We start from the raw sequence: 21542 nt of genomic DNA on the forward strand, positions 1-21542 counted from the left end.
CTATAAGTACTTTCGGCAGGCGTTACCTAAGTACGCGCTACGTGCTGACGGTCGCCAGGGCGCTCCACAGGATCGGGGAGTGCGCGATAGCGCCGCCGCCGCGCCATGCGTCCAGCCGGTCTCGCTGCCAATCGATCAGTGCGACAACAGGATCGGGCTGTTCGTGGGCCGCGTCGACGGCGTAGATCGTGTCCAGCAGCGGGCGCGCGTCGGTGCCCGCGAACCGCTGGAACGCGAGGTCGGTGGGCAGCGGCCAGCGGGTGGCGGTGACGAGCTCGGCGCCGCCCGCGATCATCGCGGCGGTCAAGCCGAGAGCCTCGGTGAACCGCAGGTCACCGCCGCTTTCACAGGCGATGAGCGCGACCCGGCTCGGAATCGGCCACAGGTCGCTGCCCGCGGCGGGTTCGGGGTCGAGGGTGTGCGTGCCGAGCAGGAAATCCTTGGCGGACAACGGGCGGTGGGTGCGGTTGGCCGTCGCGAAGCCGGTGGTCTCCGCGCCGCAGGCCAGGTGCAGCTCGGCGTTCTCGCTCTGCCCGGATGCCGGAGGAGCGGCGGTGACGTGTCCGACGTACAGCAGGCGGCTCGCGCCTTTGCGCAGCGCGGTGCTGAGCCAGTCGCGGTTGACGTCGGTGCGGCGGAAGGCCGCCAGCGGGCCGCTCACCTCGGGCATGAACCGTTGCTGTGCAACATATTCGGCGATGCGCTCGGTCAACGCGGACGGCGCGTCCATCCGGCCGAGTACCGACCCTAGGGCCGAGTCCGCGCGGAATCCGGGTATGCGCGGGTCGAGGATCGCGACCAAGGGCAGGTGCTGCTGGTCGGCCCAGTGGCGGGCGGTGCGCCCGGGCGCGCCCACGATGCTCGCGGGCGCCAGCAGGCTGATATCGGCGAGATCGAGCAATCGCAGGTCCGGGGCGGGCGCGAGGATCTCCCAGGGAACCTGCGCCAGACGGGGGGAGGGTTGCAGACGAATTAGCGGACGGATCCCCTGCGCATGCAAGTGCGCCAGTTGCCCGGCCAGCCCGGAGGGCAGCAACGCCCGGGAAAGATCCCGCGCCAGTAGGTATTCCGACTCCAGCGTCGCGAAAGCCCCGGTGGTGAGCGCCCGTTCGAGCCCCTCAGGTGCCCCGGGAATCGGCAGCTCCCTGGCGAGCCTGGCCACCACATCATCGATCGGCCCGCCGGGCAGCATGCTCACCCCGCCCGGCCCGACATCCCCGACCCACCGCCACGACATGTAGAGATCCCCGGCATCGGCCATCCGCACCAGCACCGTCGGTTGCTCAGGCGTACGCGTCATACCGTGACCTCCCGGGTATCGCGAACCGGTCGGCCATAGCGTTGCTCTGCCGCCGTGATGTAGGCATCGAGGGCGATGTGGCCGTCAGGTTGGCGGACGAGGCGAGGTGGTAGGGAAACCGGAAGCCCTTCGGCCGCGGCCACATCGGCCAGCGCGGAGGCCAGGCGCAAGGTAGCCGCGGGGGCGCTCGGTGCGTTAGCCGGTAGCGGCCCCGCCTGGGTCCCGGCCAAGAACGTGCCGGGATGAGTTGGGGTGTCGGGTTCGGGGGGACCGGGGTCGAGGAATTCGATGGGGAATTGGTTGGTGGTGGGGGTGGGGGCGGTGGGTTGCAAGGTGGCGCCGGCGCATTGGGTTTCGATGAGGTCGGCCAGGAGTTGGCCGTCGCCGCTGAGGTACGCGAAGCGGAAGGCCAAACGCAGGGCGGGGTCGGCGATTTGGGTGTTCCACTGGTGGCGCTGGTTGCCGTTGGGGAAGGTGTGGCGGACGGCGTCGATGGCGAGGGCGGAGGTGACGGCGAGGTCGGTGGCGGCGGCGAGTGCGGTGGTGGGGTCCGTGACGTCGTCGATGACCGATTCCAGGAGCAGGGCGTGCCAGTAATCGATTTGTGCGCAGTGCAATCCGAGGCCGCGTTCGGCGTAGGCGGAGTAGGCGGCGGCCAGGAGGGTTTCGCCTTCGTCGATCTGGCCGTTGACGTAGGCGACGGTGGCCAGGCGGACCTGGACGTCGGCCGCGTCCAGTACCGCGCCCGAGTCGCGGAAGTATTCGTAGGCGCGGCTGTAGCGGTCGTGCGCTTGCGGCAGGTCGGCGCGGCCTTCGGCGAGGAAGCCGAGAGTTTTGAGACCGATACCGGCGCGGTGGCCCAGCCCGGCCTGCTCGAAGTAGTCCTGGCTGGCCCGCAGCAGTGGTTCGGCCGCGTCATGCTGGTTCAGCCGGATGTGCATGGTGGCGAGGTTCTGCCTGGTCTCGGCGACGGCGTTGACGTCGCCGGCAGATTCGAACGCGGCCAGCGCCTGCTGGGTGAAGTCGAGGGCCAGGTCGTGGCGGCCGGTCTCGAAGTAGGCGCCCGCCAGGTTCATCAACGGATGTCCGGCCAGGTGCGGCGCGTAGCGGACCGCGGTGTCCAAGGATTCGGTGGCGATCTCGATGGTCCGGATCCATTGACCGCGGTGGAAAGCCACCGCGCCCAGCGACAGCAGACAGGCCACGCGCAGCATGCCGAGTTCCGCACCGCTGTCAGCGAGCAACCCCCGGGCTTCTTCCAGCGCTGCCTGCGCCTCGTCCAGTTCGCCGAGGTGCTGTAGTGCCTGCGAGACATTCACCAGTGCACTGCAACGCTTTTCGATCGCGTCCTCGGGGATCTCGGCCAGCGCCTCGCGAAACCACGCCAGCGCCGTGGCGTGGTCGCCGAGCTCGTCGGCCATGCTCGCGGCATTGACCAGCGCGCTGACCCGCAGCGCGCCGGTGGTTGTCTGAACCGCTTCGGAGAAAATCCGCAGCGCCTCAGCGACCTCCCCGCGCTGATACGCCTCGGCCCCGGCGAGCAGTACTTCGCGTCCGTCATCCGGTGTTTCCTGGTCCATCACAGCTCCGGTAGATCGTCGGCCGAGCGGTTCATCAGAAATCCGAATCTTCGGCCGCGGCGGCGATCTCGGCTCGCAGCGGCGCGTCGAAGGCATCGCTGACCGGTTCGGTAGCCCGGCGCAATCGGGTCGTCGCGAATTCCCGTATGCGCCTGCGAATTTCCGGTCCACCACGGTCTTCGTAGTCCGGCACGCCGACGCCGGGCACATAGATGTCCACGGTCACGGCGTCTTCCCCGGCGACCGCCGTCTGTCCGATCCAACTGTCGCCGGACAGCTCGAGTTCGATCTCGGCGGCCTCGGCGATCCGCGCGTGCGGCCGCAGGTGCGCCGGTACCGGGCCGGTGAGCTGGGGTGCGGCCACCACGCTGACGCGGGCGATGGTGAGCCCGGCGTCGCGCGCCAGCTCCCAGGACACCGCCTGTTCGGAGGCGTCGATCAGCCCGGGCGGGCAGCCGCGCCAGTCCCAGCCGCCGACGCCACGATCCAGGGTCAGCACGTTCGACTCCGTATCGCCCCCGGCAGCGAGCGCGTAATCAGACTGGCGCACAGTCACATTCGTGGACACGGGCGGAATGAACGGCACTCCCGCGTCGTCCCCGTCGGCAAGCATCTCGCACTGCTCGGTGAGCTCGGCGATCTCCTCCTCGAGCATGACGGGATCAAGTGCCGCGATGCCGTCGAGGGTTGAGGCGGGCCACCAGCGCGCTGCCCAATGCGCGAAGCCGAGCCGCCAGGCGTGCGTGATCAGCCGCGGAAGTTCCGGGCGGGCTGGGAACGTGGGCCGCCCATCCTGATATTCGGCGACCGCGAGCGCGACGGGTTCGCCGTAGATCGCCCAGATCCACTCTTGCGCGGCATCGATGTCGTCGATCACCGCGGCCGGAACAGCTTGCCCGGACAACACACTCCAGCTCAGGTGCCCGCCGAGTACTTCGAGCACCATCACGTCGTCGTCCGGCGCACCGTCGAGCACGGTGGGCGCGCCCGGCGGCACGATGCCCAGCAGATCGCCGGTGCGGAACAGGGAGACCTCGGTCATCAGCTCACCCTCGATTCCAGCGCGCCGGGCTCGGCGGCGAACGAACTGGCACTGAGCGCCTTCTTCACCCGGGCCCGGTGGTCCAGGATGACCGAACGCGCCACCCCGTCCAGCAGATCCCACAGTTCATCCGGATCGAACACCGGGAATTCGCGCACGTCGCGGCCGTGCAACCGCACCCACAGCCGGCGCAGGTACGGCTGCCACGGTGTGCGCAGCTCGGCGGCGATGGCGGCCAGCGGATTCGACGTCGACAGGTCCGCCGCGGGATCGACGACCAGCCGTCGCGCTTGCAGGACATAGGATTCCCGCCGCCAGCGCCCGTTGATCAAACGCAGTGGCGCGGATTCCTCCACATCGGTCCCCAGCTGCCGCAGCCGGTTCCCGGCGGACCCGTTGATCGGCGAGAACCCCACCGCCAGTGCGGCTCCCGCCGCCGCGGTGACTCGCAGCGATTCGTCCAGCAGCGCCCACGGCGCACAGCTGCGCGCCACCTCCGAGGTGACCAATTCCGGAATCTCGGGTAGTTCGGCGCGTTCGGTGGAGGCTTGCAGGACGGTGAAAACCCGCTCGTAGATGGTCCGGTCGAGGGGCAGGCCGAGGGCGGAGGTGGAAGCGGACGCGCCGATCCCGGGGGGCTGCGGTAGCGGTTGCGTGGTCAGTCCGAGTCGATGCGCGCGAGTCACCGTGTGCCACAGCGCGATTCCGGAGTGCGCGCCGGCGTGCGCCGCGATCAGGCTGTCGAACAGGTACTGCCCCTTGCCGTTACCGGACCCGACGCGCGCCCCCGCGGCTTCCGCCAGCAACGCGTCGAGCGAGCGTCCGTGGTCCACGGTGGGCGCCGCGCTGGACGGCCGCCGCCGCCAGGCCACCGCGACGAGCTGCGCGAGATCCGCGGCCCGCCCGGCATCCCCGAGGTGCGCTTTCAACGCCTGCGTCGTCCGCCCCGCCGTGAACTCGTGGATTTCCCGCAGCGCCGCCTCGGCAATACCGCGGTCCCGCACCGGATTCGGCAGCCCCGAGGTGGTCGCCAGCTCGAAACAGCGCTGGAAGTACAGATCCTGCGGATGGCCCTCGGTGATCCGCATCGCCCGCCGCACCTGCTTGAGCAGCGTGAACCAGGCCGCGGTCGCCCGCAGCACGTCCGCGCAGGCATGCACCCGGGTCGCCAGCAGCGTCGCGCCGTCCGCGGTGACCAGCGGCCCCGCACAGCTCGGATGCTGCACCGGCCGGATCACCAGCGGGTCCAGCAGCAGCTTCACCGTGCGCCGCAACGGCCCGCCCTGTGGCCCGCTGAGCGCTTCGACATCGTCGAGCTCGCGCCACACCTCATCCAGCACCATGGCGCGCGGTCGTCGCATTCGACCAGGTTAACGGAGTTTTCGGGATTCCGGACGGCGCAAACCTGGGATCGGTAGGGCGCGAATCGTTTCTACCTTTCTCTCAACGGCACCGACAAGGGCCGGACCACACGAAAGACAAAGGAAGACATCATGAACATCAAGACCGCCGCCGCCGTCATCGCCGCCACCTCCGCCCTGGCCCTGGGTCTGACCGCCTGTGGTGACGACGCCAAGAGCAGCAACCCGGCCCCCGCCGACAAGCCCGCCACCTCGGCGGCTCCGGCCCCCGCCCCGGGCGGCAAGTCCGCCGCCTCGGTCGACGGCAAGGCCCTGACCGCCTCCTTCGACACCACCTGCGCCAAGCAGGGCGGTCTGCTGGCGCTCGCGCTGACCGACAACAACAACGCCGCGCACGGCCAGCTCACCGTCAGCGCCACCATCAGCGGCGACACCGTGCAGGCGGTCGGTATCGCGGGCAGCAAGGGCGGCGCCAACGGCCTGCCCTACGCGGTCGGCTACGGCAACGGCCAGCCCGGCGGCTCGGCGAAGCTCGTCAAGGACGGCAACACCTACAAGGTGACCGGCGAGGGCGTCGGCACCCCGGACATGACCAACCCGATGGCCGGCGCACCCGCCGCGAAGTTCGACATCACCTTCGCCTGCACCACCATCGTCGGCTGAGCCGGCCCTCGACCTTCCGAATCCCGCGCTCCCGCAACAGCTGTGGGAGCGCGGGGCACCACCCTGAGGAGACCACCATGCGCACCAAAGCCCGCACCGCCGCCCTCGTCTTCGGCGCCTTCGCCTTCGGTTACTACCTGTTCCACGGCCTGATGGCCGATACCTCGGACCCGTTCGCCATGCCCTGGGTCGGGCCGCAGCTGGCGCTGCCGATCATCGCGCTGACCATCGTTCCCATCGTGTTCGCCTTCACCGGCGAAGGTATCCTGCAAGCTTTCACCGGCAACAACAGCTCCGAGTTCCGGCACGGCCTGCTGGGCATCGGCACCGTGAAGTCGTTCCACCACACCGGCGTCACCGTCAACGATCAGCCGCAGGTGCGGATCGACTTCAGCGTGGAGGGCGTGGACGGGAAGGTCTTCGACTCCACCGCCCGCATGATCGTGCCGCTCACCGAACTCGCCCTGCTGCGCCCGGGTGTGGTGCTGCCGGTGCGGTATCTGCGTGAGCGCACCGACAAGGTCGAGGTCGACATGTCCGGTGATGCCGCCGAGGCACAGCGGGCGATGAACCAGTCCATGATCCGCAAGGGCTTCACCACCCCGGCCAAGCTGGATATCGCCGCCCGCGGCGTGCGGGCCCAGGCGGTGGTGCAGTCGCTGTCGGTGCCGGGTGAGATCCGCGACGGGTACTCGCGCATCGACCTCGGGCTGGTGGTGACCCGCCCCGACGGCAGCACCTTCGGTACGCACGCGGACAAGTTCCTGCCGCCGGCCATGGTCGGCAGCGTGCAGGTCGGCCGGATCGTGCAGGTGCACTATCTGCCGGGCAACGAGCAGGAGGTGGTGCTGGCGCTGCCGGTCAACGCGTGAACCCGCACAGCCCAGGATGACCAGCGCATAAGCTGTCGTCCTGGGCATTTCGCTGTGCGGCCCGGCCTTCCCGAGCGCAGGAGCAGGATCTCGGCAAACTGAGGGTTACCTAATTGGTCGCCCGTTCATCTTTTCGTTTCTTGTGGCTAGTTTCCGCGGTTTAGCGTGCGCCCCGACAGCCCGAGTTCAGGAGTTACCGTGAAACCGCTCGCCCTCTTCGTCAAGCACGACGGCCAGTCCGCCCGTGCTGCTGTGACCTGTGAATACAAGTGTGGCAATGCCTGCTTCCACGAGGTGCCCAACACCTCCGGGGGCGAGTACTTCGGTGACCTCGTCGCCTCGCTGAACCGCCGCGGCCTGATCAAGGGCGGCGCGGCTGCCGTGCTCGCGGTCGGCGCGGGCAGCGCCCTGGTCGCCTGCGGTGCCGACAAGCCCGCCGACGCGCCCACTCCGGTCGCCAAGGCCGCGGGCACGCCCGGCACCGGCACCGCCTACACCGCCGTCGCCCCGAACAAGGAAGACGCCGTCGTCATCCCCGAGGGCTACGAGCAGGGTGTGGTAATCCGCTGGGGCGACCCGATTTTCGCCGACGCGCCGGCCTTCGACTTCGACAAGCAGACCGCCGCCGCGCAGGCCAAGCAGTTCGGCTACAACAGCGACTTCGCGGCCCTGCTGCCGATCGAGGGCCAGGCCAATTCCTATCTGCTGGTGGTCAATCACGAATACACCACCGGCCCGCACATGTTCCGCGGCTACAACAAGGACGCCCCGACCCCCGAGCAGATCGCCATCACCATGGCGGCGCACGGCCTGTCGGTCGTCGAGGTCAAGGGCGAATCCGGTACCGGCAAGCTGACTCCGGTGTTCGGCAAATACAACCGCCGCATCACCGCGAACACCGAGTTCAAGCTGACCGGCCCGGCCGCGGGCAGCGCCTTCGTCACCACCTCGGCCGATCCGACCGGCAGCAAGATCCTGGGCACCTTCGCCAACTGCGCCGGCGGCGTGACCCCGTGGGGCACCGTGCTTTCCGGTGAAGAGAACTTCAACGGCTACTTCGCCAACGGCGACAAGATCGGCAACACCCGGACCAAGCGCTACGGTTTCGCCGCGGGCAAGACCGCCAACGGCTGGGAGACCGCCGACAAGCGCTTCGACCTGGAGAAGGAGCCGTTCGAGGCGAACCGCTTCGGCTATGTCGTCGAGGTCGACCCGTGGGACCCGAACTCGGTGCCGCTCAAGCATTCCGCGATGGGCCGCCTCAAGCACGAGGGCGCCAACATCTACGTCACCCCGAGCGGTGATGTCGTCGCCTACACCGGCGACGACGAGAAGTTCGACTACATGTACAAGTTCGTCTCCAAGCGCAAGATCCAGTCCGGCACCAGCGCGTCCAGCCGGCGCGAGAACATGAAGATCCTGTCCGAGGGCACGCTCTACGTCGCGAAGCTGACCGGCGATCACGCCGACAAGATCGACGGCACCGGCGCCAAGCCGTCCGACCAGGGCTTCACCGGTAAGGGCCAGTGGATTCCGCTGCTGGAGTCCAGCGCCGACGGCAAGGGCAAGTCGCTGGTCGAGGGCATGTCGGCGGCCGAGGTCGCGGTGTTCACCCGGCTGGCCGCGGACAAGGTCGGCGCCACCAAGATGGACCGCCCCGAGGACTTCGAAGCCAACCCCTACACCGGCAAGGTGTACGTCGCGCTGACCAACAACGACAACCGCGGCGCCGAGGGCAAAGCCGGTGTGGACGAGGCGAATCCGCGCAAGCTGAACAAGAACGGCCAGATCCTCGAGATCGACGACAAGCACACCGGCACCGAGTTCACCTGGTCGCTGCTGCTGGTCTGCGGTGACCCGGCCGCGGCCGACACCTACTACGCCGGTTTCGACAAGACCAAGGTCAGCCCGATCTCCTGCCCGGACAACCTGGCCTTCGACCCGTACGGCAACCTGTGGATCTCCACCGACGGCAACGCCCTCAAGTCCAACGACGGCCTGTTCTCGGTGGTGCTCGACGGCCCGAATCGCGGTGAGACCAAGCAGTTCCTGACCGTGCCGCGCGGCGGTGAGACCTGCGGCCCGATCGTCACCGAGCAGCGGGTCATGGTGTGCGTGCAGCACCCGGGCGAGGCCGACGACGCCACCCCGGACAACCCGTTGTCGCACTGGCCCGACGGTGGCGCCGCCCAGCCGCGTTCCTCGGTGGTCGCGGTCTGGAAGAAGGGCGGCGCCCGCATCGGCGTCTAGCTCACATATTGGCGAAACGCGCGAAATCGCCCTGGGCCCCGCTGTATACGTTGAGATCGACGCGGGCGGGAATGCCCGGAATGGTGCCGCTGTCGGTGGTCTGCCAGAACGTCCAGGCAGGCCACCCGCCGGGCACCTCGGGCTCGGGATTGCCGCGGTAGTCGGCGATCCACAGCGGGTACCGGGTGAACTGATCGGTGTTGGCCATGGCCGTTTTCCAGAAGTTCGGATAGGTGTAGATGATCGGCACCCGTCCGGTCATGGCCTGCACCGTGTTCAGGTAGCGCTGCGTCCAATCGATCAGCTGGTCCGGCGCGAGGCCGCCGCTGTCCTCCAGGTCGAGCACCGGCGGCAGGTCCAGCGCGCCGTTCTGGCCCAGGACCACCGTCGAATACAGCGCGGCCTGCGTTTCCGGCGGCAGCTGCGGGCGTGCGTAATGGTAAGTGCCCCGGGCGACTCCGGCCATCCGCATGATCACGCTGTCGGAGACGAAATGCGGATTCAGGTAGTGCAGGCCCTCGGTCGCTTTGACCATGGCGAATTCATAGCCCGCGTGCCGGACCGCGAACCAGTCGATCAGCATCTTGTTGGGATGCTGCCAGGACGAGACGTCCGGGCCCTGCGGTGCCGCCGCGGCCGGGGCCGCGGTGAGGATGCCCGCCAACGCGATCAGTAACACCATCCACCTGGAGCGCCTGATATTCATGACGCTCCACGATAGCCATCGGCTCTAATTGCCTGGCGGCGGGGTGTTGCTCACCACATTCGCGGGCTGAGTGATGGTGAACGACGTGCCGTGCAGCGGGCCCGGCGCGATCTCGGTGCAGGGGCTGATCGTCCAGCTGCGAACCTCGTAGTCGCCGAACGGCTTTCCGTCCGCGGTGACCTCGGTGAACTCCACCGGGGTGAAATCCGGTGCGTTGCAGGGGATCGCCTCGCCGATCGCGAGCGCGAGCTCCGGGGTGATGCCCGCGAGCTGAATGGTGTCCTCTTTGGTCCAGCCGGCGGTGGTGTTCGCCAGCACCAGGCGGTAGCTGTCGACGCCGTCCCAGCTGACGGTGGCGTGCATGACATCACCCGGCGTGACCTCGGGATCGACCCAGGCCTCGGGCGACTTCTGATTGCGCAGCGAGGGTGTCTCGAAGAAGCCGCCGTATTCGACCAGTCCCAGCACGCAGACGGCGGTGGTGCCGGTCTGGATCAGCGTGGTGTCCCGGCCCTCGCCGCCGACCAGGCCGACCCAGAACCCGACATGTGGCACGAACTGGGTGACCAGCAGGCCCAGCGGATTGGCCGCCATGCCCGGTGTCTGCGCCAGGGCGGAGCCGGTGCCGACCATGTTCGCAAGGCCGCCGGTGAGGCTGGCGAAGGCATTGCAGGAGACGGTCGGCTGGGTCCAGCGCGCGGTCACGGATTTGATCGGCGCCTTGTCGGCGGCGGTGGCCGAGTAGCCGCTGTAGACCTCGAGATTCTCCGTTTTCGCGGTCGCGGAGGGTATCTGCAGCAGCCCGGCACCGAGGGCTGCCACCAGGGGCGCGGACAGGATGAATCTCTTCGACCGCTTGTCCATAGCGGGAGTGTATGACCGAAATGTCCGATCACGGCGGACCTCCGGGTCAGCCCAGCCAGTCCAGCACCGACGCCGCGGTCCATGATTGCTGCATGCTGCCCAGCGGTTCGCCGGTGAACGGCTCGTAATACTCGGCGAAGCTGCCGTCACTGGCCTGGCGCAGCCCCTCGGCGCGCAGCATGAACGCCCGCTCGGCCCAGCCGCGCCGCGCGAACACCCAGGAGAACAGCCAGCTCATCACCGGCCAGACCGGGCCGCGCCAGTATTCGCGCGGGCGGAAATCCTTCGACACCGGCGAGGTCGACGGGGGCAGCGCGTAGCGCAGGTCGGGGTGGCCGCAGTAACTCGGCCCCTCGAACAGGCGCAGCAGGCTGCGTTCGGCATCGCGGGGGAGACCGCCGCTGAGCAGCGGCGCGAACACCGCCAGGGTCTCGGTGTTGATCGGGCGCTGCAACCGCACGTCGAAGTCGCGGGCCACGCCGGTGCGGGCGTCGGTGGTGGCGACGACGCCCGCGCGGAACCGTTCGGCCCAGGTGTGCAGGTCGCGCACGTCGGCATTGGGCTGCTTGTACTCCTCGCCGATATGGGCCAGCACTTCACAGGCCAGCGCGAAGATCGCGGTGACGAACACGTCCTCCACCGCGAAGCTCATGGTCGAGGCGAGCTGGTAGTCGTCGTAGCCGGCCCGGCGCATCTGCTCGACCAGCCACAGATAGCGGTCGTATTCGCGGTCGCTGGGACGTTGCGTGGGGTCGGGGACGATCGCGGTGTCGGCCCGCTCGTACGGCGGGAGCGCGCCGGGAATCACGTGCTCGTAGGCCCGATCCCAGCGCGGGGAGTTGTCCATTCCGGACTCCCAGCCGTGATACAGCGTGATCCGGCCGGTCTCCTTCGGGTCCCGGGCATGGGCGAGCCAGCGGTGCCAGCGCACCAGATCCGGCCAGCGCCGGTTCAGGAATTCCTCGGCGACCGCGCGGGTGCTGCGGCCGTGCCGGCGCGAGTGATCGAGGATGCGCTGCACCGCGATGGCGTGCACCGGCGGTTGGGTGATGCCCGAGGTGTCCGGGCCGTCGGGCGCGTTCGCGGCCAGTTTGCGGCACTCCCAGCGGGCCGGGCCGGGAAAATAGCCGTCGACGCCGTTGGCGAACACGATGTGCGGGATCATCCCGTTCTTCCACTGCGCCGACAGCAGGGTGTCGAGTTCGACGACGGCGCGCTCCACGCTCAACGGCGCGAGACCGACCGCGACGAAGGCCGCGTCCCAGCTCCACATGTGCGGGTACAGGCGCGGCGCGGCGCTGGTCATGGTGCCCAGGTCATTACCCCGCAGCAGGTAGGCGGCGCGGGCCGCGAGCTGGGTGGGGGTGAATCCCGGGTGAGCCATCCCCCTATTCTGCGGTGCCACCCGCAGATATGCCGGGTCGGCGTGGTCCTGCGGCCGCCGGCTGGCCGGCAAGTGTGCGGCTGATCTCACATGCGTGCATCGACGGTCCGCCCCTGGGCGCTACGGGTTACCACCCGGTTTGTGCAGAGCTACTACGGTGGGGCCCCATGACCACAGCCGTGACCAGCCTCCCGAAGCCGACCGCACTGATCACCGGCGCCAGCCGCGGGCTCGGCGCCGCCATTGCCAGAGAGCTCGCGCCGACCTATGAACTGCTGCTCGGTGCCCGAACCGCCGACGCGTTGCGGCCGATCCTGGCCGAATTGCCCGGCGCCACCGGCTGGCCCGTGCCACTGACCGACTATGCCGCTGTGGCCGAGGCGGTTTCGGACATCGAGCGCCTCGATGTGCTTGTTCACAACGCCGGCGTCGCCGATCTCGGCACCATTGCCGAGTCCTCGGTGGAGCAGTGGCGGAATACGTTGGAAGCCAACGTAATTGCCGTCGCCGAATTGACCCGGTTGCTGCTGCCCGCGCTGCGCCGGGCGAACGGCCATGTGGTGCTGATCAATTCGGGCGCGGGCCTGCGCGCCAACGCGGGCTGGGCATCCTACGCGGCGAGCAAGTTCGGGCTCAAGGCCTTCGGTGACGCACTGCGCTTGGAAGAGCCGCAGCTGCGTGTCACCTCGATCCATCCCGGCCGCATCGACACCGACATGCAGCGCGCGATCATCGCGGGCGAAGGCCGCGAGTACCGGCCCGAGGAGTTCCTCACCCCGCAGACCGTCGCGTGGACGGTGCGCAACGCCGTCGACACCCCGCGGGACGCGCATCCGACCGAGATCGTGCTGCGGCCCTTCGGCTGACCCGATTTCGGCGTGGATACATCCGCGCGACACCTGTTCTGGTTAGAGTGCCGACGATCCGAGTGAACCCGACTACCGCCGAGGTTGTGGAAGCCTGTGGACCGACGACACTTGCTGACAATGCTGGCCGCCGGCACGGCGGTGGCGCTGACCGGATGCACCAGGGCCGAGGGCGAACCCTTGGACTCCGGGTCGGCGGATCTGGTGAATGCGCCGAAGCTGCCGAATCCGCTGCCGCCGACGCCGCGACTGCCGCTCCCGCCCGGCGGGCCCAAGACCCCGATCGCCGCGCAGACGATCACCGCGCTGCCGGGGCCGGGCACCAGCATGGCCCTCACCGTGGACGACGGCGCCAGCCCAGAGGTGGTCGGCGCCTACATCCAGTTCGCCAAGGACACCGGCGCGCGCTTCACCTTCTTCGTCACCGCGCACTACGACTCGTGGGCGATCCACCGAAACGCCCTGCGCCCCTTGGTGGATTCCGGTCAGATCCAGCTCGCTAACCACACCTGGAGCCACGCCGACCTCACCGCCATCTCCGGCTCCACCGTCGCCTACCAGCTGGAAGCCGCGAAAACCTACCTGCACAACAACTTCGGCACCGACGGCACGCCGTACTACCGCCCCCCGTTCGGCCGCCACAACAGCACCGTCGACCGCATCGCCGCCGACCTCGGCTACACCGTCCCCACCATGTGGTACGGCTCCCTGTCCGACTCCGGCGTCATCACCGAGGACTACCTGATCGAATGCGCCTACAAGTACTTCAACCCGCAGACGATCATCATCGGCCACGCCAACGCCCCCGCCGTCACGCACTGCTACGGCCGCCTCGTCGACATCATCAAGGAACGCAACCTCTCGATGGTCACCCTGAACGACGTACTACTGCCGCCGACCTGACGGTGCGGATCCCCTCCGGAGACTGATTTCAGCGTCCGGACAGGACGTCGCTGACAGGGAGGGCGGTGTCAGCGTAGTGAACCGGGATATGTTCTCCTGCACGATATTCGCGGCGGGTTCGGTATCCGTTCGGGGTGGGTTCGGTGTGCTCGAAAATCACCTCTTTGGTGACCACCCAGTACACCGAGTACCCGGCGCGACCATACATTCTCGCTTTGATGCCGAGGTCCTGCATGACGGTCTCGTCGGAGACCTCGACGACGAGGACGACATCGGCGGGGGCCCACACGGAGACCTTGGTGCCGACGGTGTCTACAGGTTCGGCGTCATCGCGGAGAACCCAGCAATCCGGATCCGGGAGTGATTCTCCAGTGGGCAGCGTTGCCGTCGTCACCTGGAAACCATCACCGGGCAATGCGCGGAGGATGCGTCCCGTCGTGAAGCCGCGCCAGTCCCCGATGACCACCGACCAGACCTCCCCCTCGATGAATTCCACCCGATGGTCGAACGCGCCCGCCTCCCATGCACGTAGGAACTCTTCGCGTGTCCAGCGGTACGCGATCGAGGCCTCGGTCATAGGCACAGACTACCGGAGCTGAGCAGGGAGCCGAGGGGATAAGCGCCCTGCATCCGACGTGGTCAGGCGACTATGTTGATCAGACGGCCCGGCACGACGATCAGCTTGCGGGGTGCCGCGCCGTTGAGCAGGGCGGCGATCTTCTCGTCGGCCAGGGCGGCCGCTTCGATGGTCGCGGTGTCGGCGTCCGCCGGGACCTGAATGCGGCTGCGGACCTTGCCGTTGACCTGGATCGGATACTCCACCGTCTCGTCGACCAGCATGGCCGGGTCGGCGACCGGGAAGGGGCCGTGCGCCAGCGACTCCGGGTGACCCAGGCGCTCCCACAGTTCCTCGGCGATGTGCGGGGACAGCGGGGCCAGCATCAGGATCAGCGACTCCACCACGTGCCGGGGCGCGCCCTCGGGGTAGTTCTTGGTGAGGTGGTTGGTCAGCTCGATCAGCTTGGCGCCCGCGGTGTTGTCGCGCAGCGCCGCGTAGTCGTCGTCCACACCGGCGATCGTCTTGTGCAGCAGGCGCGCGGTCTCATCGGACGGATCGTTCTCGGTGACCCGGATCGCGCCGGTCTCCTCGTCCACCACCAGTCGCCAGACGCGCTGCAGGAAACGATGCGCGCCGACGACATCCTTGGTGGCCCAGGGCCGGGAGGTGTCCAGCGGGCCCATCGACATCTCGTAGAAGCGGAAGGTGTCGGCGCCGTACAGATCGCACATCTCGTCGGGAGAGATGGCGTTCTTCAGCGACTTGCCGATCTTGCCGTACTCCTGGAAGACCTCGGCGTCGTTCCAGTAGAACTTGCCGTCGCGTTCGATCACCTCGGCGGCGGGCACATACGCGCCGCGGGCGTCGGTGTAGGCGAAGGCCTGGATGTAGCCCTGGTTGAACAGCCGCCGGTACGGCTCACGCCCGCTGACCTCACCCAGGTCGAACAGGACCTTCTGCCAGAACCGCGCGTACAGCAGATGCAGCACCGCGTGCTCGACGCCGCCGACATACAGATCGACGCCGCCCGGATCGTTCGGCCCGTGCTCGGCCGGGCGCGGGCCCACCCAGTACGACTCGTTCTCCTTGGCGCAGAACACTTCCGAGTTGGTCGGGTCGGTGTAGCGCAACTGGTACCAGGAGCTGCCCGCCCAGTTCGGCATGACGTTGGTGTCGCGGCGGTAGCGCTTGGGCCCGTCGCCCAGATCCAGTTCGACGTGCACCCAGTCGGTGGCCTTGGCCAGCGGCGGGGACGGCTCGGAGTTCGCGTCGTCCGGGTCGAAGGTGACCGGCGCGAAGTCTTCCATCTCCGGAAGTTCGACGGGCAGCATGGATTCCGGCAGCGCGTGCGCGGCGCCGGTCTCGTCGTAGACGATCGGGAACGGCTCGCCCCAGTAACGCTGCCGGGCGAACAGCCAGTCCCGCAGCTTGTACTGCACGGTGCCCTGGCCGTGGCCGTCGGCTTCCAGCCGGGCGATGATCGTGGCCTTGGCCTCCTCGACCGGCAGCCCGTCCAGGTAGCCAGAGTTCACCAGCTTGCCGTCGCCGGACCAGGCCGCCTCGTGCACGTCGCCGCCGGCGATGACCTCGGTGATCGGCAGGCCGAACGCGGTCGCGAAATCCCAGTCGCGCTGGTCGTGGCCGGGCACCGCCATGATGGCGCCGGTGCCGTAGCCGCTCAGCACGTAGTCGGCGATGAACACCGGCACCTGCGCGCCGCTGGCGGGGTTCACCGCGTAGGCGCCCAGGAAGACGCCGGTCTTCTCCTTGTTCTCCTGGCGCTCCAGATCCGACTTCGCGGCGATCGACTTGCGGTAGGCCGCAACGGCGGCCGCGGGCGTAGCGGCGGCGTTGGTCCAGCGGGCGTCGGTGCCGGCGGGCCACTCGCCGGTGGCCAGCTGGTCGACCAGCTCGTGCTCGGGGGCCAGCACCATGTAGGTCGCGCCGAACAGGGTGTCGGGGCGGGTGGTGAACACCTCGATCGGCCCGGCCGCCGACTCGAACTTCACCTGCGCGCCGCGTGAGCGCCCGATCCAGTTGCGCTGCATGGACTTCACATTGTCCGGCCAGTCCAGCAGGTCCAGGTCGTCGACCAGGCGATCGGAGTAGGCGGTGATCCGCATCATCCACTGCCACAGGCGCTTACGGAACACCGGGAAGTTGCCGCGTTCGCTGCGGCCGTCGGCGGTGACCTCTTCGTTGGACAGCACCGTGCCCAGACCCGGGCACCAGTTCACGACCGAATCCGTTTGGTAGACCAGGCGATAGGAGTCGATCAGCGCGGAGCGCTCGGCGGGCGACATGCTCGCCCAGTCCTGGCCCTCGGGCGCGGGGCGGGCGCCGCTGGTGAATTGGGCTTCCAGCTCCGCGATCGGGCGGGCCCGATCGGCTTCCTGGTCGTACCAGGCGTTGTAGATGCGCAGGAAGATCCACTGCGTCCACTTGTAGTACTCGGGGTCGGTGGTCGCGAACGAGCGCCGGCGGTCGTGGCCCAGGCCCAGCCGATCCAGCTGCCGCTGCATGGTGGAGATGTTGGACATGGTGGTGTCGCGCGGGTGCGCGCCGGTCTGTACCGCGTACTGCTCGGCGGGCAGGCCGAAGGCGTCGTAGCCCAGCGCGTGCAGCACGTTGCGACCCTGCATGCGGTGGTAGCGCGCGAATACGTCGGTGGCGATGTAGCCGAGCGGGTGCCCGACGTGCAGGCCCGCGCCCGACGGATACGGGAACATGTCCTGGACGAACAGTTTGTCGGCGGGCGTTTCACCCGACAGCGGCCCGGTCGGGTTGGGGGCGTGGAAGGTGCCGCGCTCCACCCAGTTCTGCTGCCACCGGCGTTCGATGCGGCCCGCGAGATCGGCGCTGTACCGCTGCTCGGGTACATCGCTGTCATTGCCACGGTTGTCCTGCATGTCCTGCATGCCCATCAGGGTAGAGCCTGCGGCTCGCAGGACCGAAAAACAGGTCCGGGGACCGGGTGCGATACCCTGGCCGGGTGTTCGTCGTAGCTCTCGCCCTGTTCGTGCTGGCCCTCGTCGCCATCGCAACCGGCGTGCTCGGACTGACCGGCCGGCTGCCCCGCAACCGCTTCGTCGGCGTGCACACCGAGTCCGCCCTCAGCACCGAGGAGACCTTCCGCGTCGCGAACCGCGTCGCCGCGCCCACCTCGGTCGGCGCCGGCGCGCTGCTGTTCGCCGGTGGCCTGATCGCCTCCCAGGCCGGCGTCGTCGTCGGCTCGATCGTGGCGCTGATCTGCGCGGCCGTCGCCCTGTTCACCCTCGGCGGCGGCGCGATCGCCGCCGACAAGGCCATCGCGAGCCTGGTCCCGGTGCAGTCCGGCTGCGGTTCCTCCTGCGGTTCGTGCTCACTGCGCGACACCTGCGCCCCGTCGAACTGACAAGTTTTCCTTTAGCGGACGAGTAGGTCCGCCCGCATACCTTCACCTCGAAGCCTCCGGTCCGGAGGCGCGATAGGAGGAGGTGGCATCATGCGTGTTGTCCAAGGTCTGACCAAGATCGCGATCGGAGTCGTGGCAGCGGTCGCGGCGTTCATTACCTTCATCTCATTTTTGGTCGCCTTCCTGTGTCTTGTGACCTGGGAGCTCGACACCGCCCTGATCTATGCGGTATTCGGCCTGTTCTGGCTGGGTTTGCTGGTGCTGGCGGGGCGGGGCGCACGGGCCGTCGGCGGGACCGGACGGCGAGGCCGCTACCAGCCTCGACGCGGATATTCCGGTGGCTATCACCATGGCTACGACGGATATTCGGCCCCGTGGAGCGCGGGCGGTTACTACGACGGGGGCTACTACCACGGCGGTGCCGGCGGGTATGGCGGCAGCTTCGGCTACGACGGCGGGAGCAGCGGTGGCTTCGGATATGACGGCGGCGGAGGCAGCGGCAGTTCGGGTTACAGCGGCGGCGGGAGCAGCGGCAGCAGCTCCAGTGACTACAGCAGCAGTTCGAGTTCGAGCTCCAGCTGCGGTGGCGGCAGCTCCAGTTCGAGCTGTGATTAGGCGCAGATGAACTTTTGGCATCAGTGACCAAAAGATGGTGCGGGAGTGCCGAACCCTCCCGTAGCCTGGCGACAACGGCCTTCGTGGGGGAGGCCCTTACTCCCGGGGGAGGAAAATATGGTGTTCTCGATCTTCGGAGTCCTCTTCGGCTTCGCCTCGTTCTTCGCCTTCATCGGCGGGCATCCGATCGGCGGTTTCGTCTGCATGTGCGTCGCCATCGTGTTGTTCTCCGCGGCCGCGCGTGGCGGTAGCCGCGGTCGCGGCGGCTCGGGTTCCTGGGGTGCTGCCAGCGGCGGCGGATTCTTCTACTCCGATTCCGGCGGTGGCGGAAGCAGCTGCGGCGGTGGCGGAAGTAGCTGTGGTGGTGGCGGAAGTAGCTGCGGCGGCGGTGGCGGCTGCGGCGGCGGCTGACAATCAACTTTCCGGGGGGAAATCATGCTGGCACGCATTTTCACTGGAGTGCTCGTCGCCTTTGCCGCGATCACTGTGGTCTTCTTCGGCGTCGTAGCGATCTACACCTTCGTTAACGGCAGCCCGCTGGCAGGGGTGATCCTTCTGGGCCTGGCCGGTGGCATCCCGTTGGCGGTCTTTCGTTTCCTGCGCAACCGCAGGCGGAGGCGGCGTAAGCGGTCGCGCTCGGCCGCGGCGCACGGGGGCTTCTTCGCCGACTTCTTCGGTGATGGTGACGGCGGCTGTGGTGGGGGCGGCGGCTGCGGCGGGGGCTGAGAACTCAAGGCTTGCGTGTACGTATACATCTACGTATAGTTGGGTAATGCCCAACAAGACGATCTACGTTTCCGACGACGACCTGCCCCTCTTCGCGCGGGCGCAGGAACTGGTCGGCGGCAATCTCTCGGGCGCCGTGACCACGGCGCTGCGCCGGTTCATCGAGCTGGAGGAGGGTCGGCAGGAGGGCTACGAGGAGGTAGTGCTCAAGGTCGGCCACGAAGGTGTCCGGCAGGTCCGGTTCTCCGGTGCGCTGATCGGCGAACTGACGGACGACAACGACACGCGCATGGCACGTTACCGGGTGTATCGCAGCCGCAAAGGCAAATACGTGATGCACGCGGTGCTGGCCGACTGGACCGAATATCCGACCGGGCAATCCGGCAACTGGATCAAGGATCTGACGAACTGGCGGCGCATGCTCGGCGTCGGCGATCCGGACTGGGGTGACTTCATCCTGGTGGTGGTCGATTCGCTCGCGGAGCTGAAGGACCATCTCCCGGAGAAGCTCTACGCCCGGGTGGCCGATATCGCAGAGCGCCCGGCGATCGAGGAGCTCGACATCTAAGCGGCTCCGGCCGCACCGAAAAAACACAACGCCGCACCGCATGACGGGAGCGGTGCGGCTGATGCATGCGCGTATTCGCATGCACTAATGAATAATGTCGGAAAGGAACTCCCATGACGAACGGTCATCGCTTCCCCGCGATTTCCGCGCAGGACCTGCGAAAGTCCTACGGCGACAAGGTGGTACTCGACGGGATCGACGTCGTCGTCCCCGAAGGCACCATCTACTCGCTGCTCGGCCCGAACGGCGCCGGCAAGACCACCACCGTGCAGATCCTCACCACCCTGATCGGCGCCGACGGCGGCGATATCCGGGTCGGCGGTCACGACGTGGTCGCCGAAGCCAACGCGGTCCGCGCCACCATCGGCGTCACCGGTCAGTTCGCGGCGGTCGACGAACTGCTCACCGCTCGCGAGAACCTGCTGCTCATGGGCGATCTGCACCATCTGCCCCGCAAGGACAGCAAGCGCATCGCCGCCGAACTCCTGGAACGTTTCGACCTGGTCGAGGCCGCCGACAAGCAGGCCGCCACCTTCTCCGGCGGCATGACCCGGCGCTTGGATCTGGCCATGACCCTGGTCGGCGACCCGCGCATCATCTTCCTCGACGAGCCGACCACCGGCCTGGATCCGCGCAGCCGCCGCGGCATGTGGGAGATCATCCGCGACCTGGTCGACGACTACAGCGTCACCGTCTTCCTCACCACCCAGTATCTGGAGGAAGCCGACGAGCTCGCCGACCGCATCGCGGTGCTCGACCACGGGCGCATCGTCGCGGAAGGCACCGCGGCGGAACTGAAGCGCCGCGTTCCCGGCGGGCACATCCGCCTGGAATTCGCCGACCGCGCCGCCCTCGATCGCGCCGCGGCCGCACTCGGCAACGCGCACGTGCTCAACGGCGACGACCTGCATCTCGCCGTGCCGAGCGACGGCGGCGTGCACTCGCTGCGCACGGTGCTGGATCGGCTCGACTACGAGCAGATCGACGTGGCGGGGCTGTCCGTGCAGACCCCGACGCTGGACGACGTATTCCTCACCCTCACCGGGCATGCCACCGCTGACGAGAAAGAGACCGTGTAATGACTACCGCTGCCATCGCACCGCCCAAGGCCATCTCGATGTCCACCGCGTTCGCCGACTCGATGACCATGCTGCGGCGAAATCTCTTGCACGCCAAGCGTTACCCGTCCCTGACCATCGGCGTCGTGGTAATGCCGGTGGTGCTGCTGTTCGTCTTCAACTTCGTCTTCGGCGGTGCGCTGGAGGCGGGTGCGAGCGCGGGCACCAAGTACATCAACTATCTGACGCCCGGCATGTTGCTGCTGCTGCCCGCGTATCTGACCGCGGCCGTGGCGGTTTCGGTATCCAACGATGTCACCAAGGGCATCGTGAACCGGTTCCGCAGTATGGCGATCTCGCAGTCGGCCATTCTGACCGGCCATGTCCTCGGCACGCTGATCCAGTCCCTGCTCGGTCTGTCCGCGATGGTCGGCGCGGGTCTGCTGGCCGGCTGGCGGCCCGACGGCAGCCCGGTCGAGTGGCTCGCGGCCATCGGCCTGCTCGGTGCGATCACCTTCGCGTTCACCTGGCTCTCGGTCGCGTTCGGACTGATCGCGCCGAACCCGGAAAGCGCCAGCAATATGCCGTTCCCGATCATCATGATGCCGTTCCTCGGCAGCGGCCTGGTGCCCACCGACACCATGCCGATGGGTCTGCGGCAATTCGCGGAGTACCAGCCCTTCACCCCGTTCACCGAGACGGTGCGCGGCCTGTTGATGGGTACCGAAATCGGGAACAGCGGCTGGATCTCGCTCGCCTGGTGCGCCGTGATCGCCGGCGGCGGCTACCTCTGGTCGAAGTCGCTGTTCCGCAAGCAAGGACGCTGAACTA

At 68.0% G+C, this 21542-nt stretch carries 21 protein-coding genes; 12 read left to right on the forward strand and 9 right to left on the reverse strand.

Annotated features, from left to right (window positions below; translation table 11 throughout):
• Positions 1–37 precede the first annotated feature (37 nt).
• The 4 genes from AB0M14_RS18300 to AB0M14_RS18315 are packed head-to-tail and all read right to left on the reverse strand — an operon-like array spanning position 38 to position 5265.
• Positions 38–1300: a CHAT domain-containing protein gene (locus tag AB0M14_RS18300; RefSeq protein WP_364996229.1), complete on the reverse strand. Its 1263-nt coding sequence runs from the start codon at positions 1298–1300 to the stop codon at positions 38–40.
• A complete protein-coding gene (locus AB0M14_RS18305; protein WP_364996230.1) occupies positions 1297–2880 on the reverse strand; it encodes a tetratricopeptide repeat protein in 1584 nt (527 codons plus the stop codon). Before AB0M14_RS18305 ends, AB0M14_RS18300 begins: the two co-directional genes overlap by 4 nt.
• Positions 2881–2914: 34 nt before the next feature.
• Positions 2915–3922, reverse strand: coding sequence for a hypothetical protein (locus AB0M14_RS18310; RefSeq protein ID WP_364996232.1), 1008 nt, complete (start codon positions 3920–3922; stop codon positions 2915–2917).
• Positions 3922–5265 carry a hypothetical protein gene (locus tag AB0M14_RS18315; RefSeq protein ID WP_364998927.1) on the reverse strand — a complete coding sequence of 448 codons (1344 nt, stop codon included), beginning with the start codon at positions 5263–5265 and terminating at the stop codon, positions 3922–3924. The genes AB0M14_RS18310 and AB0M14_RS18315 overlap by 1 nt, the downstream gene beginning before the upstream one ends.
• Before the next feature lie 150 nt (positions 5266–5415).
• On the opposite strand from AB0M14_RS18315, the gene AB0M14_RS18320 reads away from it, so the two are divergent.
• The 3 genes from AB0M14_RS18320 to AB0M14_RS18330 all read left to right on the forward strand — a co-directional run bounded on the left by AB0M14_RS18320 (position 5416) and on the right by AB0M14_RS18330 (position 9068).
• Positions 5416–5946 carry a lipoprotein LpqH gene (locus AB0M14_RS18320; RefSeq protein ID WP_364996235.1) on the forward strand — a complete coding sequence of 177 codons (531 nt, stop codon included), beginning with the start codon at positions 5416–5418 and terminating at the stop codon, positions 5944–5946.
• A gap of 77 nt (positions 5947–6023) precedes the next feature.
• Positions 6024–6818: a hypothetical protein gene (locus AB0M14_RS18325; protein ID WP_364996238.1), complete on the forward strand. Its 795-nt coding sequence runs from the start codon at positions 6024–6026 to the stop codon at positions 6816–6818.
• A gap of 198 nt (positions 6819–7016) precedes the next feature.
• A complete protein-coding gene (locus tag AB0M14_RS18330; protein WP_364996241.1) occupies positions 7017–9068 on the forward strand; it encodes a PhoX family phosphatase in 2052 nt (683 codons plus the stop codon).
• Between the two features lies 1 nt (position 9069).
• On the opposite strand, the gene AB0M14_RS18335 is transcribed toward AB0M14_RS18330, so the two are convergent.
• From AB0M14_RS18335 to AB0M14_RS18345, 3 genes are read right to left on the reverse strand one after another with little or no spacing between them, the layout of a single operon-like run.
• Complete coding sequence (locus AB0M14_RS18335) at positions 9070–9774, reverse strand: glycoside hydrolase family 25 protein (protein WP_364996244.1); 705 nt, start codon at positions 9772–9774, stop codon at positions 9070–9072.
• Positions 9775–9798: 24 nt separating this feature from the next.
• On the reverse strand, positions 9799–10638 hold the full coding sequence (locus AB0M14_RS18340) for a G1 family glutamic endopeptidase (protein WP_364996247.1): 840 nt from the start codon (positions 10636–10638) through the stop codon (positions 9799–9801).
• 46 nt (positions 10639–10684) lie between these two features.
• A complete protein-coding gene (locus AB0M14_RS18345; protein ID WP_364996250.1) occupies positions 10685–12022 on the reverse strand; it encodes a glycogen debranching protein in 1338 nt (445 codons plus the stop codon).
• Positions 12023–12189: 167 nt separating this feature from the next.
• On the opposite strand from AB0M14_RS18345, the gene AB0M14_RS18350 reads away from it, so the two are divergent.
• Together AB0M14_RS18350 and AB0M14_RS18355 are read left to right on the forward strand one after the other, a co-directional pair.
• Positions 12190–12888 (forward strand): SDR family oxidoreductase, encoded by a 699-nt coding sequence (locus tag AB0M14_RS18350; RefSeq protein WP_364996253.1) that lies wholly within the window; start codon positions 12190–12192, stop codon positions 12886–12888.
• 120 nt (positions 12889–13008) lie between these two features.
• Entirely contained in the window at positions 13009–13791 is a 783-nt protein-coding gene (locus AB0M14_RS18355) for a polysaccharide deacetylase family protein (protein WP_364998928.1), read from the forward strand.
• A gap of 28 nt (positions 13792–13819) precedes the next feature.
• On the opposite strand, the gene AB0M14_RS18360 is transcribed toward AB0M14_RS18355, so the two are convergent.
• Together AB0M14_RS18360 and leuS are read right to left on the reverse strand one after the other, a co-directional pair.
• Positions 13820–14368 (reverse strand): Uma2 family endonuclease, encoded by a 549-nt coding sequence (locus AB0M14_RS18360; RefSeq protein ID WP_364996255.1) that lies wholly within the window; start codon positions 14366–14368, stop codon positions 13820–13822.
• 62 nt (positions 14369–14430) lie between these two features.
• Positions 14431–17259, reverse strand: coding sequence for a leucine--tRNA ligase (gene leuS / locus AB0M14_RS18365; RefSeq protein WP_364998930.1), 2829 nt, complete (start codon positions 17257–17259; stop codon positions 14431–14433).
• A gap of 83 nt (positions 17260–17342) precedes the next feature.
• Here leuS and AB0M14_RS18370 point away from each other — a divergent pair, with 83 nt between their 5' ends.
• From AB0M14_RS18370 to AB0M14_RS18400, 7 genes are all read left to right on the forward strand, one after another.
• Positions 17343–17744, forward strand: coding sequence for an SdpI family protein (locus AB0M14_RS18370; RefSeq protein ID WP_364996257.1), 402 nt, complete (start codon positions 17343–17345; stop codon positions 17742–17744).
• A 90-nt stretch (positions 17745–17834) separates the two neighbouring features.
• Complete coding sequence (locus AB0M14_RS18375) at positions 17835–18359, forward strand: hypothetical protein (protein ID WP_364996260.1); 525 nt, start codon at positions 17835–17837, stop codon at positions 18357–18359.
• A 117-nt stretch (positions 18360–18476) separates the two neighbouring features.
• Positions 18477–18770: a hypothetical protein gene (locus AB0M14_RS18380; protein WP_364996263.1), complete on the forward strand. Its 294-nt coding sequence runs from the start codon at positions 18477–18479 to the stop codon at positions 18768–18770.
• 24 nt (positions 18771–18794) lie between these two features.
• Positions 18795–19085: a hypothetical protein gene (locus AB0M14_RS18385; RefSeq protein ID WP_364996266.1), complete on the forward strand. Its 291-nt coding sequence runs from the start codon at positions 18795–18797 to the stop codon at positions 19083–19085.
• Between the two features lie 46 nt (positions 19086–19131).
• Positions 19132–19653, forward strand: a complete 522-nt coding sequence (locus tag AB0M14_RS18390) for an EXLDI protein (protein WP_364996268.1) — start codon at positions 19132–19134, stop codon at positions 19651–19653.
• A 113-nt stretch (positions 19654–19766) separates the two neighbouring features.
• Complete coding sequence (locus tag AB0M14_RS18395) at positions 19767–20732, forward strand: ATP-binding cassette domain-containing protein (protein WP_364996271.1); 966 nt, start codon at positions 19767–19769, stop codon at positions 20730–20732.
• On the forward strand, positions 20732–21538 hold the full coding sequence (locus AB0M14_RS18400; protein WP_364996273.1) for an ABC transporter permease: 807 nt from the start codon (positions 20732–20734) through the stop codon (positions 21536–21538). Before AB0M14_RS18395 ends, AB0M14_RS18400 begins: the two co-directional genes overlap by 1 nt.
• Positions 21539–21542: the final 4 nt, after the last annotated feature.

It is taken from the genome of Nocardia sp. NPDC051832, assembly GCF_040681285.1.
In the GTDB taxonomy this organism is placed as follows: Bacteria; Actinomycetota; Actinomycetes; order Mycobacteriales; family Mycobacteriaceae; genus Nocardia.

Excerpts from the sequence above, each read along its gene's own strand:
- AB0M14_RS18300 (WP_364996229.1), bottom strand. The coding sequence starts at position 1,300 with ATGACGCGTACGCCTGAGCAACCGACGGTGCTGGTGCGGATGGCCGAT.
- AB0M14_RS18305 (WP_364996230.1), bottom strand. The coding sequence starts at position 2,880 with ATGGACCAGGAAACACCGGATGACGGACGCGAAGTACTGCTCGCCGGG.
- AB0M14_RS18310 (WP_364996232.1), bottom strand. The coding sequence starts at position 3,922 with ATGACCGAGGTCTCCCTGTTCCGCACCGGCGATCTGCTGGGCATCGTG.
- AB0M14_RS18315 (WP_364998927.1), bottom strand. The coding sequence starts at position 5,265 with ATGGTGCTGGATGAGGTGTGGCGCGAGCTCGACGATGTCGAAGCGCTC.
- AB0M14_RS18320 (WP_364996235.1), top strand. The coding sequence starts at position 5,416 with ATGAACATCAAGACCGCCGCCGCCGTCATCGCCGCCACCTCCGCCCTG.
- AB0M14_RS18325 (WP_364996238.1), top strand. The coding sequence starts at position 6,024 with ATGCGCACCAAAGCCCGCACCGCCGCCCTCGTCTTCGGCGCCTTCGCC.
- AB0M14_RS18335 (WP_364996244.1), bottom strand. The coding sequence starts at position 9,774 with ATGAATATCAGGCGCTCCAGGTGGATGGTGTTACTGATCGCGTTGGCG.
- AB0M14_RS18340 (WP_364996247.1), bottom strand. The coding sequence starts at position 10,638 with ATGGACAAGCGGTCGAAGAGATTCATCCTGTCCGCGCCCCTGGTGGCA.
- AB0M14_RS18345 (WP_364996250.1), bottom strand. The coding sequence starts at position 12,022 with ATGGCTCACCCGGGATTCACCCCCACCCAGCTCGCGGCCCGCGCCGCC.
- AB0M14_RS18350 (WP_364996253.1), top strand. The coding sequence starts at position 12,190 with ATGACCACAGCCGTGACCAGCCTCCCGAAGCCGACCGCACTGATCACC.
- AB0M14_RS18355 (WP_364998928.1), top strand. The coding sequence starts at position 13,009 with ATGCTGGCCGCCGGCACGGCGGTGGCGCTGACCGGATGCACCAGGGCC.
- AB0M14_RS18360 (WP_364996255.1), bottom strand. The coding sequence starts at position 14,368 with ATGACCGAGGCCTCGATCGCGTACCGCTGGACACGCGAAGAGTTCCTA.
- leuS (WP_364998930.1), bottom strand. The coding sequence starts at position 17,259 with ATGCAGGACAACCGTGGCAATGACAGCGATGTACCCGAGCAGCGGTAC.
- AB0M14_RS18375 (WP_364996260.1), top strand. The coding sequence starts at position 17,835 with ATGCGTGTTGTCCAAGGTCTGACCAAGATCGCGATCGGAGTCGTGGCA.
- AB0M14_RS18380 (WP_364996263.1), top strand. The coding sequence starts at position 18,477 with ATGGTGTTCTCGATCTTCGGAGTCCTCTTCGGCTTCGCCTCGTTCTTC.
- AB0M14_RS18385 (WP_364996266.1), top strand. The coding sequence starts at position 18,795 with ATGCTGGCACGCATTTTCACTGGAGTGCTCGTCGCCTTTGCCGCGATC.
- AB0M14_RS18390 (WP_364996268.1), top strand. The coding sequence starts at position 19,132 with ATGCCCAACAAGACGATCTACGTTTCCGACGACGACCTGCCCCTCTTC.
- AB0M14_RS18395 (WP_364996271.1), top strand. The coding sequence starts at position 19,767 with ATGACGAACGGTCATCGCTTCCCCGCGATTTCCGCGCAGGACCTGCGA.
- AB0M14_RS18400 (WP_364996273.1), top strand. The coding sequence starts at position 20,732 with ATGACTACCGCTGCCATCGCACCGCCCAAGGCCATCTCGATGTCCACC.